The sequence below is a fragment of the Mumia sp. ZJ430 genome (genome assembly GCF_011751845.1).
Classification (GTDB): domain Bacteria; phylum Actinomycetota; class Actinomycetes; order Propionibacteriales; family Nocardioidaceae; genus Mumia.
In genome coordinates this window covers 761,071-780,583 of sequence record NZ_JAAHFK010000002.1, presented here as the reverse complement: position 1 = coordinate 780,583, position 19,513 = coordinate 761,071, and the positions used below count along the sequence as shown (strand labels likewise).

Sequence of the window (19,513 nt, the reverse complement as noted above, 5' to 3'; positions counted from 1 at the left end):
GGTCGGTCCCTGCGGCCCCCGGGTCGGTTTCTGCGGCCCCCGGGTCGGTTTCTGCGGCCCCCGGGTCGGTTTCTGCGGCCCGCGGGTCGGTTTCTGCGGCCCGCGGGTCCGTGACCCGGCGGCGCGACTCAGTGACCCCGCGGTGCTAGGGAGTGACCCGGGGGCGCTAGGGAGTGACCCGGCGGAGGAGCGCGAGGAGTTCGGCGTGCACGGCATCGGGGTGCTCGAGCGCGACGAAGTGCGAGGCGTCGAGCTCGACGTACCGGGCGCCGGTGATGCGCGCCGCCGCGCTGCGCATCTGGCGCGCTCCAGCGAAGACGTCCCAGCGGGCCCCGACCAGCGTCGTCGGCTGGGTGACCTTCGACAGACTCACGCGTTCGTGCCGCGCCAGGTGCAGGGCGAGGTGCATGTACCAGCGCCAGTCGAGCTCGAAGAACGCCTTGAGCGTTTCGGCCGCCGCTGCGGGCTCGGCACGAGGGAGCATCAGCCCGGTGTAGCGGGCGGCGTCGAAGAGGTACGGGACGCGGTGCAGCCGCTGCGTGAGCGGGTTGAGCGCCGCCCCGGCGACCTGGACCAGCCGCGCAGCCGAGACGGTGGTCGCACGGGCGACGGGTCTCGGGAGGCGTGCCGGGCCGAGCATGGTCGCGAACGTGTCGCCGGGCACGCCCGCCACCCCGAGCACGGCATCGACGCGCTCCGGCCATCGCACGGCGAGCTCGAACGCGAGATTGACCCCGATCGACCAGCCCACCACCGTCGCGTGGTCGATCGCGAACGCGCGCATCACCGCGTGCGCGTCTTCGAGGTGCGCGTCGATGTCGACGCGGGAGCGGTCACGCGGACGCTCGGACCCGCCGATCCCGCGGTGGTACCACGACACCACGCGGACGCCGCAGCCCGGATCGAGCAGCGCCGGCCAGGCGTACGGGCTGGTGCCGAGGCCGTTGCAGAGCAGCACGGTCGGTCCTTCGGCGCGATTGGTCCACGCGCGGATGCGGGTGCCGTCGTCGCTGAGGACGTCCCGGTGCACGACCTGTCTCTGCTCCCGTGCCTGTTCCGCTGAACCCTGCGCGCCCACCGCTCCGACGTTACATCACCGCTGTCACAGTTTTGGTGTCAGTACGCCGGCTCTAGGGTGTCCACCATGCCGCTCGTCCTGTCTCCGTTCCCCGCCGACGCCTTCGAGGTCCCGCCCGGCGTCGACGTCGTCTCGTACTCCGGCGCGACCGCCGACCTGCCGCCCGACGACGTGCTCGCCGACGTGACGATGTGGGTGCTCCCGTACGTGCTGTCGGCCGACCTGCGCGCGACGATCAGCCGGATGCCGCGCCTCGAGGTGGTCCAGGCGCAGTCCGCCGGTACGGACGGCATCGCCGCCCAGATCCCCGCCGGGGTGACGCTGTGCAACGCTCGCGGCGTCCACGACGCGGCGACGGCCGAGCTCGGTGTCGGGCTCATCATCGCCGCGCTGCGCGGCATCCCTGCGTTCGTCCGTGCGCAGGACGAGCAGCGCTGGCTGGCGTACCGGTGGTGGGACGCGCTCGCCGACAAGACCGTCATGATCGTCGGGTACGGCAGCATCGGCCAGGCGCTCGAGCGTCGGCTCGCGGGCTTCGAGGTCGAGGTCGTCCGGGTCGCCCGCCACCCCCGCGACGGCGTCCACGCGACCACCGAGCTGCCTGAATTGCTCCCGCACGCCGATGTGGTCGTCCTGCTGACGCCACTGACCGACCAGACGCGTCACCTCGCCGACGCCGGGTTCCTCGCCGCGATGAAGGACGGCGCGCTGCTGGTCAACATCGCCCGCGGTCCGGTCGTCGACACCGATGCGCTCCTGGCCGAGCTCGAGACCGGGCGCCTGCGCGCGGCCCTCGACGTCACCGATCCGGAGCCGCTCCCTGCTGGTCACCCGCTCTGGGCTGCGCCCGGCGTCCTCATCAGCCCCCACGTCGCCGGAGGGACGACGGCCATGCGCCCGCGCGTCCTGGCGCTGGTGCGTGAGCAGGTACGGCGGCTGGCGGCGGGCGAGGAGCTGCTCAACCCGGTGGCGCGGCCGCGCTGACGGGTGGTCTCGATACGTCCTCGCCGAGCGGCTCGGGCTAGTCGACCGGCGACGGTAGCTCGGGCGGCCGCATCGCCCAGCGGATCGTGCTCGTCGCCGCGCCGCCGGCGACGCGGAACGCGGTCGCCTCCGTGATCGGCAGCCACGGGAGGCGCAGCGGCGCACGCGCCCACACCGGCAGCAGGCCGACCGCTGCGGCGCCGAGCGCGGTATAGCCGGCGCGCAATGACCACGGCACGGGCGGGGTCAGCAGGATGAACCGCGCCGCCTCCCTGGCCGCGGGCGTCGAGGCGAGCTCGGGCCGGTACGCCTCGATCCGCTCCCGCAGTCCCTCGGTGTCGGTCGGTGGGTCATCGGCGCCGAGCGCGTACGCGACCTCCGCGGCCTGCGCGAGGTAGGTGTCGCGCTCCGCGGAGGTCAGGCGGCGCGCCCCGTACCGGTCGTGCGCACGCAAAAAGCTGTCGACCTCCGCGACGTGCACCCAGGTCAGGAGGTGCGGGTCGTCGGCGGCGTACGGACGCCCGTCCGGCGCGGTGCCGTGGACCCGCCCGTGGATCGCGCGGACGATGCGCACCGCCCGCTCGGACGTCTCGAGCGTGCCGAACGTCGTCTCCGCGAGGAAGCCGCTCGTCCGCTGCAGCCGGCCCCAGGGGTCGCCGCGATAGCCGGAGTGCTGGTCGACGGCGGCCATCGCGAGCGGGTGCAGCGACTGGAGGAGCAGCGCGCGGATCCCGCCGACGAACATCGACGCGTCCCCGTGGACGGTCCAGATCGGGTCGTCGGGGCCGAAGCGGCGCGGCCCTTCTGCACCGTGGATCCGGGCGCGCCGTCCCTCGCCGTCGTCGCCGGCGATCCTGGCGAAGACCGCCTCGGCGAGCACCTCTCGGACACCCATGGAGCCAGCCTACGGGTGCTCGCTGTCAGACCCGGCCCATCGAGGCCACCGACACCGTGACCGCGCGCGCGAAGGTCTCCGCTGCGCCGTCGACGTATGGCAGGAAGAGCGCCGGCTCGGTCAGCTCGAGCTCGATGACCTGAGGCTTGCCGTCGGGCCCGGTGACGAGATCGACCCGGGCGTACAGCAGGTCGATGCCCCCGCCGAGCGACTTGCGAGCCGCCCGCAGGGCCTCGGCCGCGACGCGGAGCTGGTCGGTCGTCGCCGTCGTCGGCGTGATCCGCTCACGGGCGTCGCGGACCTCGCGCACGCCCTCGCCAGGAGCGAGCATCGCCCCCTTGACGACCGCGTGCGAGTACTCGCCGCCAGCGAACAGCACCGCGGTCTCGCCCTCGGTGTCGACGGAGGCGACGTACGGCTGGAGCATCGACGTCCGTCCGGCCCCGACGAGGGCGCGGCTGTGCTCGAGCGCATCGGCGGGGTCCGCCCAGCGCGCGGTGTCGGCCGAGCCCGCGGACACCGCCGGCTTCACGACCCATTCGACACCGTCGACGGCGATCCCGAGCGCGGTCGCGTGTCCGACGAGGGCCTCCTCGTCCGTCACGTCCCACGCCGTCGGGATGACGGGGCAGCCGTGGACGGCGAGGTCGCGCAGATAGGTCTTGTGGGTGTTCCAGGTGAGGACGTCGGCGCGGTTGCGCAGGCGTGGCACCTGACGTGCCCAGGTGAGGAACTCGTCGCGGCGGGGCGTGTAGTCCCAGGTGGTCCGTACGACCGTCAACGCGTAGCGGTGCCAGTCGACGTCCGGGTCGTCCCAGACCTCGACGCTGACCTCGTGGCCGAGGGCGCCGAGCGCTTCGCTCAGCAGCTTGATCTCGGGATCGTCGGTCGTGGAGGCGGCGCTGGCCAGGGCGATGAGGGCCACGGTGTTCCTTCGTACGGGACTGCAGGGGCGGGTCTGACGCTACGTGACGGCCCCCCCGTCGCCGTCGGCCACCTGCTTGCGAAGGTCGTGGGAGATGGCGGACTCGCTCGCGAAGTAGGCCAGTCCCCACTCCGCGACGCGTGCCGGAGAGCGCCGCCGGGGGTCGTCGCCGAGCATCTCGCGCACTGCCCGCAGGTCGGCGGTCCGCTCCTCGAGCTGCGCGATGTAGGTGGAGAGCCACTGCTCGACCTGCTCGGGTCCGACCATGTGGCCGAACATCAGGCGCAGGGCGACCGGGTGCTTGAGCACCGGGAAGTCGGGCTCGCTGGTCGTGAGCCAGGTGAGCAGGCGCTCGCGACCAGCGGTGTTCAACGCGTACCGGCGGGTGCTCCGGCGCACGTTGCCCGCGTCCGTGGCGTCCACGAGGCCGAGCCGGGCGAGGCGCGCGAGCTCGGTGTAGACCTGGCTGGTCGCGGGGGAGACCCAGTAGTAGCGCATGGTCTGGTCGCAGCGCTGCTTGAGCTCGTACCCGGTCAGGCCCTCGGGGTCGTCGTCGGGATCGAGCGCGAGCAGGCCGAGGAGTGCGTACGAGGTCGTTGACAGGTCTGCCGCCATGTCCTTAGCGTAGCGAGTATTCCAATTAGGAATATCGTACGAGGAGGGCGCGATGGATGCGGTGCTGCTGATCGGGACGCGCAAGGGCCTGTGGATCGGCCGGTCGGGTGACCGGGTCTCGTGGGAGCTCGAGGGGCCGCTCTTCCCGATGACCGCGGTCTACGCGACGTGCATCGACACCCGTGGCGACAAGCCTCGGCTGCTGGTCGGCACGATGAGCGAGCACTGGGGCCCGCAAGTGAGCTGGTCCGACGACCTCGGGGCGACCTGGTCGGAGACGAACGGCGGCGGCATCCGCTTCCCCGAGGGGACCGACACTGCGCTCGAGCAGGTGTGGCAGCTGACGCCGGGCTCGCAGCCGGACGAGGTTTGGGCGGGGACGCAGCCGTCCGCGCTGTTCCGGTCGACCGACCGCGGCGAGACGTTCTCGCTCGTGCAGGGCCTGTGGGACCACCCGCACCGCCCGGAGTGGGGTGCGGGGTTCGGGGGCCAGGCGATCCACACGATCGTGCCCGACCCGACCGATCCCGAGCGGGTCACGGTCGCGATGTCGACGGGCGGTGTCTATCGCACCGAGGACGGCGGCGCGTCGTGGTCGCCGTACAACACGGGCATCAAGGCCTACTTCCTCCCCGACCCGTGGCCGGAGTTCGGCCAGTGCGTCCACAAGGTCGCGATGCACCCCGCGCGGCCGGACGTGCTCTTCGCGCAGAACCACCACGGGGTCTATCGCTCGGACGACGGCGGCGACTCGTGGACGTCGATCGCGGACGGGCTGCCGAGCGACTTCGGCTTCCCGATCGTCGTGCACCCGGGGCGCCCTGAGACCGTGTACGTGTTCCCGCTGGTGGCCGACTCCGATCGCATGCCGCCGGGTGGGGCGCCGCGCGTGTGGCGCTCCGACGACGCGGGCACGACGTGGCGCGAGCTCGGCAAGGGGCTCCCCGACACCTCGTACGCCGCGGTGATGCGCGACGCGTTCAGCGCCGACGACGGGCCTTCGAACGGCCTGTCTGCGGGGCTCTATCTCGGCGCGCGCGACGGCTCGGTCTACGCGAGCGAGGACGAGGGGGAGTCGTGGCGGGAGGTGGCGGCTCACCTGCCGGACGTGATGAGCGTTCGCGCTGCGCTGCTCTGAACGACCGCACGGTCAATGGCTAAGGCTTGATTTCGTACGATCAAGCGCGCATGCTTGATTCATCACGATCAATGTCTAGCCATTGACGAGGGGGTCACGTCATGTATGTGATGACGCTCGACCAGCGCGACAGTCGCCGCGGCCACGACGCCGTGCCCGAGCTCCTGGACGGCCTCGAGTCGGTCGCTCAACCCGTGCGGGCCTTCGAACGTACGGCGGGCGACGAGGTCCAAGGCCTGCTCGATGATCCGGAGGACGTCGTCCGGATCATCGCCCACGCGCTGCGCGACGGCCGGTGGTGGATCGGCGTCGGTGTCGGCGAGGTCGAGGGACCGCTCCCCGAGACGACCCGAGCGGGCCGCGGCCCCGCGTACGTGCGTGCCCGTACGGCCGTCGAGCGCGCCAAGTCCGAGCCGCAGCCGGTCGCGGTCCGTGCCGAGGACGCCGAGCCCGCCGACGATGCCGAGGCCGCGCTGTGGCTGCTCGCGAGCCTGCTGGGTCGCCGCAGCGAGGCGGGCTGGGAAGCGGTCGACGCCATGGCGTCGGGCGACCTCACCCAGCGCGACGCCGCGTCCGCGCTCGGCATCTCCGCCCAGGCGATGAGCCGCCGGCTCGCGGTCGCGGGGTGGACCGAAGAGCGCCGGGGCCGTACGCTCGCCGCGCACCTGCTGGCCGCGAGCGACCCCGAGCAGAAGGCGAGCCGATGAGGACGGACCCCCGATGACCGCGTACGTGATCGTGATCGCCGCAGCCGCGGTCGGCCTGGTCGGATGGGCGTTCGCCCGTACGACGACGGTGCGGGTGGTGACGGGCGCTGGTCTGGCCGTCGCCCTCGCCCTCGCGGTGGTGGCGACGATCTTCGAGGATCCGGTCACCGGCTCGCGGCACGACGTGATGGTGCTGTTCGCGCTCGTGCTCGCCGTCTGCGGGGGAGCGGTCGTCACGACCGCGGCGTTCGAGGTCATCGACTCCGCGCGGCCGGCGGTCGGCGAGGGCGCCACGGTCAAGGCCGCCGCGGACGTCCTGCGCGGCGGCGCGTGGATCGGCGCGCTCGAGCGCCTCGCGGTGTTTGGGGCGCTCGCCGCGCGCTGGCCCGAGGGGGTGGCGATCGTGCTCGCCGTGAAGGGCCTCGGCCGCTATCCCGAACTGCGGGCGCAGGAGACCGGTGGGACGCCGCACTCGGGCGCCGCCGAGCGCTTCATCATCGGGACGATGGTGAGCGTGATCTGGGCTGTGGCATGCGTGTACGTCGCCTTCGCCCCGTACGTCGTGGGCGTGCGCTGAGCGAAGACGCCAGCCCGGCGCCTCCGGAGGGAGGCGCCGGGCCCGAGCGCTCAGAGTCTGTGCGTCAGACCGTGCCGAGCGAGCGCCAGTAGGCGTTGAGCGCGCCGTTGGTCTTCACGAACCACACGATCGGGCCGACGATGATGAAGCTGCCCGGGAAGTACCAGAGGCCGGTCGCGCCTCCGACGGGCTTGCGCTCGCCGCGGCGCTCGTACAGGCCGCCCACCTCACTCGAGGTGACGAAGGCCAGGACGAACGGGACGAACAGCGCGAGCAGGAGCGCGACGCCGCCGCCGACGCCGACGCCGCTGTGCCGCTTCATCTCGCTGTGGGTCTTGAACCACCACACCCACGTGTAGATACCGAGGGTGACGATCGTCAGCAGGATGCAGACGCCGGTGGAGCGGATCTTGCCGGTCGGGGTGCCGACGGGGGCAGCTGTCGGGGGTGCGGGAGCGTTCTGGGTGGGGGTGTCGTTCACGATCGTCCTTCATTGAAGTGCGGGGTCGGACGGACCGTAGCGGTTGGGGAGGTCGCTGGGGAAGGTTTTCGTACGAATGGTTCTCGCGGAGCGGTCCCGCGGCGCCGTGGGGTGCGCGGCGGTCGTAATCTTGCGGGCATGGCCTCCGAGACCCCCGACATCAAGCCGCGCAGCCGTGACGTGACCGACGGACTGGAGAGCGCCGCGTCGCGCGGCATGCTCCGAGCCGTCGGCATGGGAGACGAAGACTGGGAGAAGCCCCAGATCGGCGTCGCGTCCAGCTGGAACGAGATCACGCCCTGCAACCTCTCCCTCGACCGGCTCTCGGACGCGGTGAAGAACGGCGTGCACGCGGCCGGCGGCTATCCGCTGGAGTTCGGCACGATCTCGGTCTCCGACGGCATCTCGATGGGCCACGAGGGCATGCACTACTCGCTCGTGTCGCGCGAGGTCATCGCCGACTCGGTCGAGACCGTGATGATGGCCGAGCGGCTCGACGGCTCGGTGCTGCTGGCCGGCTGCGACAAGAGCCTGCCGGGCATGCTCATGGCGGCGGCACGCCTCGACCTGTCCAGCGTGTTCCTGTACGCGGGCTCGACGATGCCGGGGCAGGTCGACGGCAAGGACGTCACGATCATCGACGCCTTCGAGGCCGTCGGCGCGTGCCTCAAGGGCCTCATCTCGCGCGACGAGGTCGACCGCATCGAGCGGGCGATCTGTCCGGGCGAGGGTGCCTGCGGTGGCATGTACACCGCCAACACGATGGCGTCGGTCGCCGAAGCCCTCGGCATGTCCCTCCCGGGATCGGCCGCGCCGCCGGCCGTGGACAGCCGGCGCGACGGGTTCGCCCGCCGCTCCGGCGAGGCCGTCGTCAACCTGCTCCGCCAGGGCATCACGGCGCGCCAGATCATGACCAAGCCCGCCTTCGAGAACGCGATCGCCGTCGTCATGGCGCTCGGTGGCTCGACCAACGCGGTGCTGCACCTCCTCGCGATCGCGCGTGAGGCCGAGGTCGACCTGACGCTCGAAGACTTCGTCCGCATCGGCGAGAAGGTCCCGCACCTGGGCGACCTCAAGCCGTTCGGCCGCTACGTGATGAACGACGTCGACAAGGTCGGCGGCATCCCCGTGATCATGAAGGCGCTGCTCGACGCCGGGCTCATGAACGGCGACACCCTCACCGTCACCGGCAAGACGATGGCCGAGAACCTCGCCGAGCTCGTCACCACTTCCGTCGACGGTGACGTCATCCGCAAGCTCGACAACCCGATCCACGCCACCGGTGGCCTCACGATCCTCGAGGGCACGCTCGCGCCGGAGGGTGCGGTCGTCAAGAGCGCGGGCTTCGACGAGTCCGTGTTCACCGGCACCGCCCGCGTGTTCGACGGTGAGAAGGCCGCGATGGCCGCGCTCGCCGACGGCACCGTGGCCGCGGGCGACGTCGTCGTCATCCGGTACGAGGGCCCCAAGGGCGGCCCCGGCATGCGCGAGATGCTCGCGATCACCGGTGCGATCAAGGGTGCCGGTCTCGGCAAGGACGTCCTGCTCCTCACCGACGGGCGCTTCTCCGGTGGCACCACCGGTCTGTGCGTCGGGCACGTCGCCCCCGAAGCCGTCGACGGGGGGCCGATCGCGTTCGTCACGGACGGCGACCCGATCACGCTCGACGTGGCCAACCGCCGCCTCGACGTCGAGATCGACCCCGACGAGCTCGAGCGCCGCAAGGTGGGCTGGACCCCGAAGCTCCCCGTCGTCCCGCCGCGCGGGGTGCTCGCGAAGTACGCCAAGCTCGTGGGCTCCGCGGCCGACGGCGCCGTCCTCGGCTGACGCGTACGACCCCCATACGACCCTGCTGCACGACGATGCGTTCCGACCTGTCCGTGGTCGGAATGCATCGTCGTTCCGGGGGACTGGCGTGGACGCGCCGCGATGTGGGACGGCGATCTCATGATGCGAGACGGGCTGGAGCCTGGCTTGACCCTTTCGGACGGTTCGCGCACTCTTGACTCGTGCGCAACCTCCTTCTCGTACGTCACTGACGCGCGACCGGCCTCCCGGTCCCGCGTCACCCCTCGAATGCCCATGCGGGCCGAGGGGTTTTTTCTTGCCAAGCGCAGCCTTGTCGAGAAGACGGCATCACGAGCAAGCAGTCAGCCGCACGAGGGCACCCGCCCGACCCGATGTACCGGCGCCGAGCCGGTCGGCATGAAGGGACAGCGATGAGCGAGCAGATCACCGGGGCTCAAAGTCTCGTCCGGGCGTTGGAGCACGCCGGGGTCGAGGTCGTCTTCGGTATCCCGGGAGGGGCGATCCTTCCGGCGTACGACCCGTTGATGGACTCCGAGAAGATCCGCCACATCCTCGTACGTCACGAGCAGGGTGCGGGCCACGCAGCCCAAGGCTATGCCGTCGCCAGCGGCCGCGTCGGCGTCTGCATGGCGACCTCCGGACCGGGCGCGACGAACCTCGTCACCGCCATCGCCGACGCCTACATGGACTCTGTGCCGATCGTCGCCGTCACCGGTCAGGTCCCGAGCCGCGCGATCGGGACGGACGCCTTCCAGGAGGCCGACATCCGCGGCATCACGATGCCGATCACCAAGCACAGCTTCCTCGTGACCGACCCGGCCGAGATCCCGCGCGCGGTCGCCGAGGCGTTCCACATCGCCTCGACCGGACGCCCCGGGCCGGTCCTCGTGGACATCTCCAAGGACGCCCTCCAGGCGCTGACGACCTTCACGTGGCCGACCGAGGTCCAGCTGCCGGGCTACCGCCCGACGACCAAGCCGCACGGCAAGCAGGTGCGCGAGGCGGCGCGACTGATCGCCGAGGCACAGCGCCCCGTCCTGTACGTGGGTGGCGGCGTCGTCAAGGCCAACGCGTCCACCGAGCTCAAGGTGCTCGCCGAGATGACCGGCATCCCCGTGGTCACCACCTTGATGGCGCGCGGCGTGTTCCCCGACAGCCACCCGCTGCACCTCGGCATGCCGGGCATGCACGGCACGGTGGCGGCCGTCGGCGCGCTCCAGAAGAGCGACCTGCTGATCTCGCTCGGCGCGCGCTTCGACGACCGCGTGACCGGTGAGCTCGCGTCGTTCGCCCCGGACGCCAAGGTCATCCACGCCGACATCGACCCTGCCGAGATCTCCAAGAACCGCACGGCGGACGTGCCGATCGTCGGCGACGCCCGCGAGGTCATTGCCGACCTCGTGGTCGCGCTGCAGGCCGAGTACGCCGAGAAGCCTGCCGACTACTCCGCGTGGAGCGCGCACATGCAGGACGTGGCGCAGCGCTGGCCGCTGGGGTACGACGAGCCCACCGACGGCTCGATGTCGCCGCAGCGGGTGATCCAGCGCATCGGCGAGATCGCCGGCCCGGACGCCACGTACACCGCCGGCGTCGGCCAGCACCAGATGTGGGCCGCCAACTTCATCGGCCACGAGCGTCCCGCCCGCTGGATCAACTCCGGCGGCATGGGCACCATGGGTTTCTCCGTCCCCGCGGCGATGGGTGCCCAGGTCGCTCGACCGGGCGAGGTCGTGTGGGCGATCGACGGCGACGGGTGCTTCCAGATGACCAACCAGGAGCTTGCCACCTGCGCGCTCGAGGGCATCCCGATCAAGGTCGCGATCATCAACAACTCGTCGCTCGGCATGGTGCGGCAGTGGCAGACCCTCTTCTATGAGGGCCGCTACTCCAACACCGACCTGCAGACCGGCCCGGACGCCGCCCGGATCCCCGACTTCGTCAAGCTCGCCGACGCGTACGGGTGCGTGGGTCTGCGCTGCGAGAGCCCCGACGACCTCGACGACGTGATCGCGAAGGCGATGTCGATCACCGACGTGCCCGTCGTCATCGACTTCGTGGTCCACCGCGACGCGATGGTGTGGCCGATGGTTCCGGCCGGCGTCAGCAACGACCTGATCCAGATCGCGCGCGACATGGCGCCCGACTTCGGCGACGAGGAGCTCTGACCTGATGAGCAAGCACACCCTGTCAGTCCTGGTCGAGAACACCCCCGGTGTCCTCGCCCGCGTCGCGAGCCTGTTCATGCGTCGCGGCTTCAACATCGAGTCGCTCGCGGTCGGGCAGACCGAGATCCCCGAGATCTCGCGCATGACGATCGTCGTGAACGTCGACGAGCTGCCGCTCGAGCAGGTCACCAAGCAGCTCAACAAGCTCGTGAACGTGCTCAAGATCGTCGAGCTCGAGCCGTCCGTGGCGGTCGAGCGCGAGCTGATGCTGATCAAGGTCCGCGCCGACGGCCAGACCCGCGGGCAGGTCCTCGAGACCGTCCAGCTGTTCCGGGCGAAGGTCGTCGACGTGGCGGTCGACGCCGTCACCATCGAAGCGACGGGCGACCCGGGCAAGCTCTCAGCGATGCTGAGGGTGCTCGAGCCGTTCGGCATCCGCGAGATCGCCCAGTCCGGGCGGGTCGCGATCGGCCGCGGCGGGCGGTCGATCACCGACCGCACTCTGCGCGCTGTCCCCGGCGGGTCCAGCCAGACCGCCTGAGCGTACGGTCGTACCCACGGCCGCACCTGACTCAACCACCGGCACCGACAGGTGTCACTCGGCACCACCAAGAAGGAGTTACCCCGTGCCTGAGCTGTTCTACGATGACGACGCCGACCTGGGCGTGATCCAAGGCCGCAGCGTGGCCGTCCTCGGCTACGGCAGCCAGGGCCACGCCCACGCGCTGTCGCTGCGCGACTCCGGCGTCGACGTCCGCGTCGGCCTGCCCGAGGGATCGAAGAGCCGCGCCAAGGCCGAGGCCGAGGGCCTGCGTGTCCTCACGCCCGCCGAGGCCGTCGCCGAGGCCGACGTCATCGTCGTCCTCGCACCAGACCCGGCCCAGCGCTCGCTGTATGCCGAGGCCATCGAGCCGAACCTCAACGACGGCGACGCGCTGATCTTCGGCCACGGCTTCAACATCCGCTACGGCTACGTGAAGCCGCCGGCCGGTGTCGACGTCGGCATGATCGCGCCGAAGGGCCCCGGTCACCTGGTCCGCCGCGAGTACGTCGAGGGTCGCGGTGTCCCCGTGCTCGTCGCCGTCGAGCAGGACGCGACCGGCAACGCCTGGCCGCTGGTCCTCTCGTACGCCAAGGCGATCGGCGGCCTGCGCGCCGGCGGCATCAAGACGACCTTCACCGAGGAGACCGAGACCGATCTCTTCGGCGAGCAGGCCGTCCTCTGCGGCGGCGTGTCCGCGCTGGTCCAGGCGGGCTTCGAGACGCTGACCGAGGCTGGCTACCAGCCGGAGGTCGCCTACTTCGAGTGCCTCCACGAGCTGAAGCTGATCGTCGACCTCATGTACGAGGGCGGCATCGCCAAGCAGCGTTGGTCGGTCTCCGACACCGCCGAGTACGGCGACTACGTGTCGGGCCCGCGGGTCGTCGACGCGCGTGTCAAGGACAACATGAAGGCCGTCCTGGACGACATCAAGAACGGCGCGTTCGCCGAGCGCTTCATCGCCGACCAGGACGCCGGTGCGCCGGAGTTCAAGAAGCTCCGTGCCGAGGGCGAGCAGCACCCGATCGAGGCCACAGGCCGCGAGCTGCGCAAGCTCATGTCGTGGGTCAAGAGCGCCGACGACGACTACACCGAGGGCACCGCAGCGCGCTGACCCTCGTACGTTCCGACCGGCGGTGAGTCCGGTCCCACGCGCATCACCGGCGTGGGACCTGGCTCACCGCCGTCGTCGTTGGCGGGGCGGAGGGATGTCTCCTGGATAGATGAGGCGGGCGAGCCAACGGCGGGACGCGAGGTAGACCTCGCGCACCCCTCCGCGGCGCCACGCGCGGCGGACGCGACGGGCGGGAGCCATGCATACCCCTCGGGGGAAGGAGTCGGGTGGGTTGCCCGCACGCTAGCGGTCGAGGCGGCGTCGCGGAAGGGTCTCGGGCACGTTCTGTTATCGTCGCCAGCAGTTGCAAGGCCGGGGTGCCCGAAGGGCTGAGAACACACCCGCCGAACCTGATCCGGGTCATACCGGCGAGAGGGAGCCTGATGCTCGATCCACGTACTGCTGCCCACGTCCACGACCAGCTCCGGGCGCAGGGCCCGCTGGTGCAGGTCATCACGAACTATGTGTCGATGGACATCGCCGCGAACCTGCTGAACGCCGCAGGCGCGTCGCCGGCGATGGTCCATGACGCCCGCGAGGCCGGTGAGTTCGCCGGCATCGCCCAGGCCGTCGTCGCCAACATCGGCACGCTCTCCCCGCCATGGGTCGACGGCATGCTCGCCGCGGTCGAGGTTGCCTCGGCCTCCGGCAAGCCCTGGATCCTCGACCCGGTCGCGGTCGGTGCCACCGCCTACCGGCGCGAGTCCGTCGCCGCCCTGATCGAGCACCGGCCGACCGTGATCCGGGGCAACGCGAGCGAGATCCTCGCGATCGCGACATCGACGGGCGCCGGGCGCGGGGTCGACGCTGATGCCGACACCGCCGACGTGCGTACGGACGCCGAGGCGCTGGCCTCCAAGCTCGAGACCGTGGTCGCGATGACCGGCGCCGTCGACATCGTCACCGACGGCACCCGTACGGCCGAGATCCGCGGCGGCGACGCGAGGGCGCCGATGATCACGGCGCTCGGGTGCTCGGCGAGCGCCCTGGTTGGTGCGGCGTGCGCGGTGCACGACGACGCGTTCGAGGCGTCGGCGAGTGCGCTGGCGATCCTGACGGCCGCGGTCGAGCAGGCCGCGCCGCTCGCCGAGGGGCCCGGCTCGCTGCGCTGGCGGCTGCTGGACGCGCTGTCCACGCTGTCGTCCGACGCGGTCGCCGAGGTCGTCGCGCGCTGATGGTCGGCCCGGCTGGAGACGTCCGTCTCTATCTCGTCACCGGGGCGGTGCCTGGCCGCGCTGACCTCGTCGACGTCGTCGCTGACGCGGTCGACGGAGGAGTGACGACCGTCCAGCTCCGCGACAAGGCAGCGACGACCGACGACCGCGTCCGACTCGCGGCACGGATCGCCGAGCGGGTCGGTGCCCGGGCGTCGTTCGTCCTCAACGACGACCTCTCGGCGGCGCGTGCTGTCCCTGGTGCCGGTCTCCACGTGGGCCCGGACGACCTCCACCCCGCCCGAGTGCGGGAGGTGCTCGGCGACGACGTCGTGGTCGGGTGGTCGCTGCACCGCGTCGAGCAGCTCGACGACGAGGAGGCTCTCGCCGCGTGCAGCTATCTCGCGGTGAGCCCGGTGTGGCCGACGCCGACGAAGACCGACACGACGGCGCCGTGGGGACTCGACGGCGTACGCCGCCTGCGCGACCTCGTACCCTCCGACCTGCCGCTCGTCGCGATCGGCGGCATCTCCGCGTCGAACGCCGCGTCGGTCATCGACGCCGGCGCCGACGGCATCTGCGTCGTCTCCGCGATCTGCGCGGCGCCCGCTCCGCGCGCAGCCGCCCGTACGCTGCGCGACATCGTCGACACCGCCCTCGCCGCCCGCCCGGAGGCCCAGCTGTGAGCACCGTGCCCGTCATGCTGTCGATCGCCGGCTCCGACCCGTCGGGGGGTGCGGGCATCCAGGCCGACCTCAAGACCGCGTCCGCCCTGGGCGTGTACGGGGCCGCGGCGTTGACGGCGCTGACCGTCCAGAACACCCGTGGCGTCACCGGCATCCACGCCGTGCCGCCGGACTTCGTGGCAGACCAGGTCCGGGCGGTCCTCGACGACCTCGAGGTGGGCGCGATCAAGATCGGCATGCTCGGGACCGCCGACGTGGTCGTTGCGGTGGCGGAGGTGCTCCGTACCGCTGACCTGCCGGTCGTGCTCGACCCGGTGATGGTGGCGACTTCGGGTGACCGGCTGGTCCCCGTCGACACGATCGACGCGATCCGGACGACACTCCTGCCGCTGGTCGCGGTCGTCACGCCCAACGTGCCCGAGGCGGCGGTGCTCGTGGGAGCTGAGGAGGCGGCCGACGTCGCTGGCCTCGGGGCGGCGGCGCTCGCCCTGCGGGAGAGAGGCGCCGCGGCGGTGCTGGTCAAGGGCGGCCACCTCGGCGGCGCCGAGAGCGTGGACGTGCTGGCTGACGCCGAGGGTGTGCGGTCGTACGCGGCGCCGCGCATCGACACCCCGAACACGCACGGCACCGGGTGCTCGTTGTCGTCGGCGATCGCCTCCGGGCTCGCGCTCGGGATGCCGTTGCGGGACGCCGTCGCGATGGCCAAGGACTATCTCACCGGTGCGCTGCGCAGCGGTGAGACGCACTCCGTCGGGCACGGTCACGGCCCGATCGACCACCTGTGGAGGACACGCGGATGACGTTCTCCGACGAGGCGTGGAAGCACGTCGCCGGCTGGTACGACGCGATCCTCGCGCACCCGTTCGTCGCGGGACTGGCGGACGGCACGCTGCCGGAGGACGTGTTCGCGCGCTATCTGCTCGACGACGCCCACTACTTGACGTCATACGGCAGCACGCTCGCGATGCTGGCGGCGCGTGCGGGCGATCCGGCGCTGTCGGCGGGGCTCGCACATGCGGCTGCCGAGGCGGTCGAGGCAGAGCGGCTGATGCATGAGGAGTTCCTCGTGCCCCGCGGACTCGATCCTGACGGCCCGGACGCCGCTGAGCCGACGCCGACCTGTCGGGCGTATGCCGGCACGCTGCTCGCGGATGCCGCGTACGCGCCGGTCGAGGTCGGGCTTGCGGGAGTGCTGCCCTGCTTCCGCGTCTATCTGGAGGTGGGGCGCGCGATCGCTGCGCAGGCGACCGATCCGGCGCATCCGTACCGCGCTTGGATCGACACCTACTCCGACCCCGCCTTCGACGCCGCCGTCACACGTGCAGAGGGGTGGACCGATCGCCTCGCAGAGGCGGCGACGCCCGAGCGCCGTACGGAGATGCTTGCCGCGTACGCCCGGGCGACGCGGTTCGAGTGGATGTTCTGGGACGCCTCCTGGCGCGGAGAGACCTGGCCGACGGCCTGACCTCCCCGCGCCCGCGAGCCTTCACTGACAGCCGGACATCTCGCGGATCTTGATCGTCTGGACGCCCTCTGCGACGGCGTCGGCCACCGCCCGCACCCCGTCGGCGTACTCGCCCTCGGCGTCCATCGGCGCGAGGAGCGGCCAGTCGCGCCCGCTCGCCAGCGCGTCGGCCGCGACCTTCCTCGCAGGAGCGTCTCCGGCCTCTTCGGCGCGCTGGAGCTCGCGGACCCAGCCGCACACGACCGGCTCGAGCACCTGGGCGCTGAGCTGGTAGCGGTCGTTCGTGCCGAGGTCGTCGAGCGCCGCACGGTCGAGACCCGGCGGGATGGGCACCCCGGTGAGGAGCTCGCCGACCACCTTTGACGCCTTGTCGGGTGTGACGATCTCGGGCGGCATCGCCGCGAGCCACTCCTCGACCGAGACTGCTCGTATGGTGCGCAGGACCGCGGCGATCTCTGCACGGTCCTTCCACCCGGCGATGCCCGTGCGGATCTCGGAGAACGTGCCGCCGGACGGTCGGAGCATCACGGCGATGTCCTTGGACGAGTACCGGAACTCACTGCCTTCCTGCCCGTCGATCGAGAACGGCGTCGGCTCGGAGACGTCGAGCCGATCCTCGTAGTAGCCGTCGTAACTGTCGGCGGGGTACCACGTCATGTCGAGCTCGCGCTCGCCGTTCGCGAAGACGATCGTGCCCTCGTCGGCGCGGAACCCGTAGACGTGGGCCGCTTTCCAGCCGGGCTCGCCGATCAGCAGGCGCGGCTGGCGGCGGGCGACCTCCACGACGGCAGCAGCGTAGGTGACGGGGGCCGTGACCACGGGCGGCTCGGAGGAACTCGGAGGTGCGGCCGGTGTCGTCTCCGGATCGCCGCCCGAGCCCACCCAGGCGGGGACCACCAGGGCGGCGGTGAGGACGGCGGCAGTCGCGACCACCCCCGCCAGCGGCAGCCGCCGGGATCGCTGTGACCGTTGTGACTGCTGCGGATCGGCGGTCACGATCTCCTCCAGGAGCGCGCGGTCGGCTCCGTGCAGATCAAGCAGCGCGGTGTCGACGTACGGGTCGGCGGCGCCCAGCAGACGGTCGAGGTCGAAGTCGTTGTCGTTCATGATCCCTCCTCGGGACTGGGTACGGTGCGGATGCTCATCTCGTGTCCGGCAACGGGGTCGGCGTCACCGAGGGCATCGCGGAGCCTTCGGCGGGCGCGCGACAGACGGGTCCGTACGGCGGTGGGGCTGATGTCGAGGACGTGGGCGATCTCGCGGGGCTCGAGACCCTCCCATGCCGACAGCATCAGGAGCTCGCGGTCGCCTGCTGCCAGTCGTTGCAGGGCAGCGCGTACGGCTGCGCGCTCGGTGACATGGTTGGCAGGGTCGGGAGTGAACGCGTCCGTCAGCTGCTGACGCAGTCGCTCGCCGAGGCGCTCGCGGCGCCGCCCGCTGCGTTCGGCGTTGGAGCGGACGTGGCGGGCGACCACGTACAGCCACAGGCGGCTGTCCTCCCCGGCCGGCATCGTGTCCATGCGCCGCCAGGCGACGAGGAACGTCTCCGCGACGAGGTCGGCAGCATCGTCAGGGTGACGCGTGCGGCGTACGGCGTACGCGAGGAGCGCGTCGAAGTGGGCGGCGTAGAGCTCGCGAAAGCGCTCCTCGCGAGCCGGGTCGGGGTTCATCACGTCACTTCATGTCCGGCGCATAGCCGATCGTGACACCGACTACGCCGTCAGCGCGGGGCGGCGGCGAGGCGGTGCCGTCGGTGTCGCGCGGCCAGCGAGCACCGTCTCCCACGCGAGCGCGAGGCGGTCGACGGCGTCCGCGAGGTGCTCGGCGGTGCGGGCGTACGGGAGCCGCAGCGAGGTCTCGCCGCCCCCGTCGGGGAAGAACCGTGGCCCCGCAGTGAGCAGCAGGTCATGCGCTTCCGCAGCGACCGCGAGGCGGCTCGACGCACGCGAGGGCAGGCGGATCCACAGCGACAGGCCACCGACGGGGGAGTTGAGCCCCCAGTCCGGAAGGCGCTCGCGCAGCGCCGCGGTGAGCTCCTCGCGCCGTGCGCGGAGCCGTTCGCGCCGGCCGTCGAGCAGCTCCTCGCGGACGCGCAGCAGCTCGGCGACCGCCAGCTGCTCGAGCACCGGCGTCCCGATGTCGAACGTCTCGCGCGCCGCGACGAGTCGTGGGACGACCGCATGCGGTGCGCGGATCCACCCGATGCGCAGCCCTCCCCAGAACGTCTTGCTCGCGGACCCGAGGGTGATCGCGCCGGGATGGTGCGCGGCTAGCGGGACCGGCATCGCACGCTCGTCGACGTCAAGGGCGAGCTCGGCCATGGTCTCGTCGACGATCGGCGTGGTCGTCGAGCGACGCAGGATCGATGCCACCTCGTGACGCGTGACGTCGTCCATGAGGGCGCCGGTCGGGTTCTGGAAGTCGGGGATCAGGTACGCCCAGGCGACCGGAGCCGCCCGTACGGCTGCCGCCAGCGCATCGAGGTCGAGCCGGTGGCCGTCGTGCGGGACCCCGACGACGCGCAGGCCACTCCGGCGCAACGAGTCGATCGCGTTGGGGTAGGTCGGGCTCTCCACCGCGACCCGGTCGCCCCGCGTGGCGAGGGTACGGGCGACGAGGTTGAGCGCCGACTGTGCGCCGGAGGTGATGAGGATCTGGTCGGGATCGGTCGGCAGCCCGCGCTCGGCATAGCGCTGCGCGACCAGCTCGCGCAGCACCGGCACGCCGACCGTCTCGTACCCGGTCTGCGCGAGGTACTCCGGGAGCTGCTCCAGCGCGCGCCCGTACGCCAGCCCGACTCCCGGGGCGGCCTGGCCGGCGGCGATCGTCCAGCCGACCATGCTCGAACCGGCGGGAGGCATGTACGGAGGGCGGGTGCCGCGGGGGAGGGCGACGACGCTTCCCGAGCCGCGGCGCGAGACCAGCAGCCCGGCCTCGCGCAGAACCCCGTACGCGCGGGTGACCGTCGTGCGGCTGACGGGGAGTGCGGCGGTGAGCTCACGCTCGCTCGGCAGGCGGGTCCCGGCAGGGATGCGTCCGTCCAGGACGAGGAGCCGGACGAGGTCGGCCAGCTCGCGATAGCCCGGAGGGTCCTCTGGAGCAAGGTCGAGCAGCGCGTGCAAGCGGCTGGCGGAGAGATTGGCGGTGGCCATGTAGGCCAATCTGCCACGATTGGCTAT

20 protein-coding genes and 1 riboswitch are annotated in these 19,513 nt (G+C 71.6%); of the genes, 12 read left to right on the top strand and 8 right to left on the bottom strand.

Features of this window, described 5'->3' with window-relative positions:
- Positions 1–166: 166 nt before the first annotated feature.
- Entirely contained in the window at positions 167–1,030 is an 864-nt protein-coding gene (locus HCT63_RS10280) for an alpha/beta hydrolase (protein WP_167003788.1), read from the bottom strand.
- A 114-nt stretch (positions 1,031–1,144) separates the two neighbouring features.
- On the opposite strand from HCT63_RS10280, the gene HCT63_RS10275 reads away from it, so the two are divergent.
- Positions 1,145–2,062, top strand: a complete 918-nt coding sequence (locus HCT63_RS10275) for a 2-hydroxyacid dehydrogenase (RefSeq protein WP_167003786.1) — start codon at positions 1,145–1,147, stop codon at positions 2,060–2,062.
- A 37-nt stretch (positions 2,063–2,099) separates the two neighbouring features.
- Here the strand turns inward: HCT63_RS10275 and HCT63_RS10270 are convergent, their stop codons facing one another.
- From HCT63_RS10270 to HCT63_RS10260, 3 genes are read right to left on the bottom strand one after another with little or no spacing between them, the layout of a single operon-like run.
- Entirely contained in the window at positions 2,100–2,957 is an 858-nt protein-coding gene (locus tag HCT63_RS10270; protein ID WP_167003783.1) for an oxygenase MpaB family protein, read from the bottom strand.
- Positions 2,958–2,982: 25 nt separating this feature from the next.
- A complete protein-coding gene (locus HCT63_RS10265; RefSeq protein WP_182397095.1) occupies positions 2,983–3,882 on the bottom strand; it encodes a hypothetical protein in 900 nt (299 codons plus the stop codon).
- 39 nt (positions 3,883–3,921) lie between these two features.
- On the bottom strand, positions 3,922–4,497 hold the full coding sequence (locus HCT63_RS10260; protein WP_167003781.1) for a PadR family transcriptional regulator: 576 nt from the start codon (positions 4,495–4,497) through the stop codon (positions 3,922–3,924).
- A 52-nt stretch (positions 4,498–4,549) separates the two neighbouring features.
- On the opposite strand from HCT63_RS10260, the gene HCT63_RS10255 reads away from it, so the two are divergent.
- The 3 genes from HCT63_RS10255 to HCT63_RS20255 all read left to right on the top strand — a co-directional run bounded on the left by HCT63_RS10255 (position 4,550) and on the right by HCT63_RS20255 (position 6,919).
- A complete protein-coding gene (locus HCT63_RS10255; protein WP_167003779.1) occupies positions 4,550–5,635 on the top strand; it encodes an exo-alpha-sialidase in 1,086 nt (361 codons plus the stop codon).
- Positions 5,636–5,736: 101 nt separating this feature from the next.
- Positions 5,737–6,342 (top strand): hypothetical protein, encoded by a 606-nt coding sequence (locus HCT63_RS10250; RefSeq protein WP_167003778.1) that lies wholly within the window; start codon positions 5,737–5,739, stop codon positions 6,340–6,342.
- 13 nt (positions 6,343–6,355) lie between these two features.
- Complete coding sequence (locus tag HCT63_RS20255; RefSeq protein WP_208322364.1) at positions 6,356–6,919, top strand: hypothetical protein; 564 nt, start codon at positions 6,356–6,358, stop codon at positions 6,917–6,919.
- A gap of 64 nt (positions 6,920–6,983) precedes the next feature.
- On the opposite strand, the gene HCT63_RS10240 is transcribed toward HCT63_RS20255, so the two are convergent.
- Positions 6,984–7,400, bottom strand: a complete 417-nt coding sequence (locus HCT63_RS10240) for a DUF4234 domain-containing protein (RefSeq protein ID WP_208322363.1) — start codon at positions 7,398–7,400, stop codon at positions 6,984–6,986.
- A 138-nt stretch (positions 7,401–7,538) separates the two neighbouring features.
- Between HCT63_RS10240 and ilvD the strand changes: the two genes are divergently transcribed.
- The 8 genes from ilvD to HCT63_RS10200 all read left to right on the top strand — a co-directional run bounded on the left by ilvD (position 7,539) and on the right by HCT63_RS10200 (position 16,334).
- Positions 7,539–9,227: a dihydroxy-acid dehydratase gene (ilvD, locus tag HCT63_RS10235; protein WP_167003776.1), complete on the top strand. Its 1,689-nt coding sequence runs from the start codon at positions 7,539–7,541 to the stop codon at positions 9,225–9,227.
- 353 nt (positions 9,228–9,580) lie between these two features.
- Positions 9,581–11,374, top strand: a complete 1,794-nt coding sequence (locus tag HCT63_RS10230; RefSeq protein WP_167003774.1) for an acetolactate synthase large subunit — start codon at positions 9,581–9,583, stop codon at positions 11,372–11,374.
- A 4-nt stretch (positions 11,375–11,378) separates the two neighbouring features.
- Positions 11,379–11,915, top strand: coding sequence for an acetolactate synthase small subunit (gene ilvN / locus HCT63_RS10225; RefSeq protein ID WP_167003773.1), 537 nt, complete (start codon positions 11,379–11,381; stop codon positions 11,913–11,915).
- A gap of 85 nt (positions 11,916–12,000) precedes the next feature.
- Positions 12,001–13,029, top strand: coding sequence for a ketol-acid reductoisomerase (gene ilvC / locus HCT63_RS10220; RefSeq protein ID WP_167003770.1), 1,029 nt, complete (start codon positions 12,001–12,003; stop codon positions 13,027–13,029).
- 303 nt (positions 13,030–13,332) lie between these two features.
- Positions 13,333–13,424: riboswitch (TPP riboswitch) on the top strand.
- Positions 13,413–14,204 (top strand): hydroxyethylthiazole kinase, encoded by a 792-nt coding sequence (gene thiM / locus HCT63_RS10215; RefSeq protein WP_167003768.1) that lies wholly within the window; start codon positions 13,413–13,415, stop codon positions 14,202–14,204. It overlaps the preceding riboswitch by 12 nt.
- A complete protein-coding gene (gene thiE / locus HCT63_RS10210) occupies positions 14,204–14,869 on the top strand; it encodes a thiamine phosphate synthase (RefSeq protein ID WP_167003766.1) in 666 nt (221 codons plus the stop codon). The genes thiM and thiE overlap by 1 nt, the downstream gene beginning before the upstream one ends.
- On the top strand, positions 14,866–15,669 hold the full coding sequence (gene thiD / locus HCT63_RS10205; RefSeq protein ID WP_243842975.1) for a bifunctional hydroxymethylpyrimidine kinase/phosphomethylpyrimidine kinase: 804 nt from the start codon (positions 14,866–14,868) through the stop codon (positions 15,667–15,669). Before thiE ends, thiD begins: the two co-directional genes overlap by 4 nt.
- A complete protein-coding gene (locus HCT63_RS10200) occupies positions 15,666–16,334 on the top strand; it encodes a TenA family protein (protein ID WP_167003764.1) in 669 nt (222 codons plus the stop codon). Before thiD ends, HCT63_RS10200 begins: the two co-directional genes overlap by 4 nt.
- A gap of 21 nt (positions 16,335–16,355) precedes the next feature.
- On the opposite strand, the gene HCT63_RS10195 is transcribed toward HCT63_RS10200, so the two are convergent.
- From HCT63_RS10195 to HCT63_RS10185, 3 genes are read right to left on the bottom strand one after another with little or no spacing between them, the layout of a single operon-like run.
- The gene (locus HCT63_RS10195) at positions 16,356–17,441 is read right to left on the bottom strand and encodes a hypothetical protein (protein ID WP_167003762.1); all 1,086 of its coding nucleotides are present in this window, start codon (positions 17,439–17,441) and stop codon (positions 16,356–16,358) included.
- Positions 17,438–18,004, bottom strand: a complete 567-nt coding sequence (locus HCT63_RS10190; protein ID WP_167003760.1) for an RNA polymerase sigma factor — start codon at positions 18,002–18,004, stop codon at positions 17,438–17,440. Before HCT63_RS10190 ends, HCT63_RS10195 begins: the two co-directional genes overlap by 4 nt.
- A 42-nt stretch (positions 18,005–18,046) precedes the next feature.
- Positions 18,047–19,486, bottom strand: a complete 1,440-nt coding sequence (locus HCT63_RS10185) for a PLP-dependent aminotransferase family protein (RefSeq protein ID WP_167003758.1) — start codon at positions 19,484–19,486, stop codon at positions 18,047–18,049.
- Positions 19,487–19,513 lie beyond the last annotated feature (27 nt).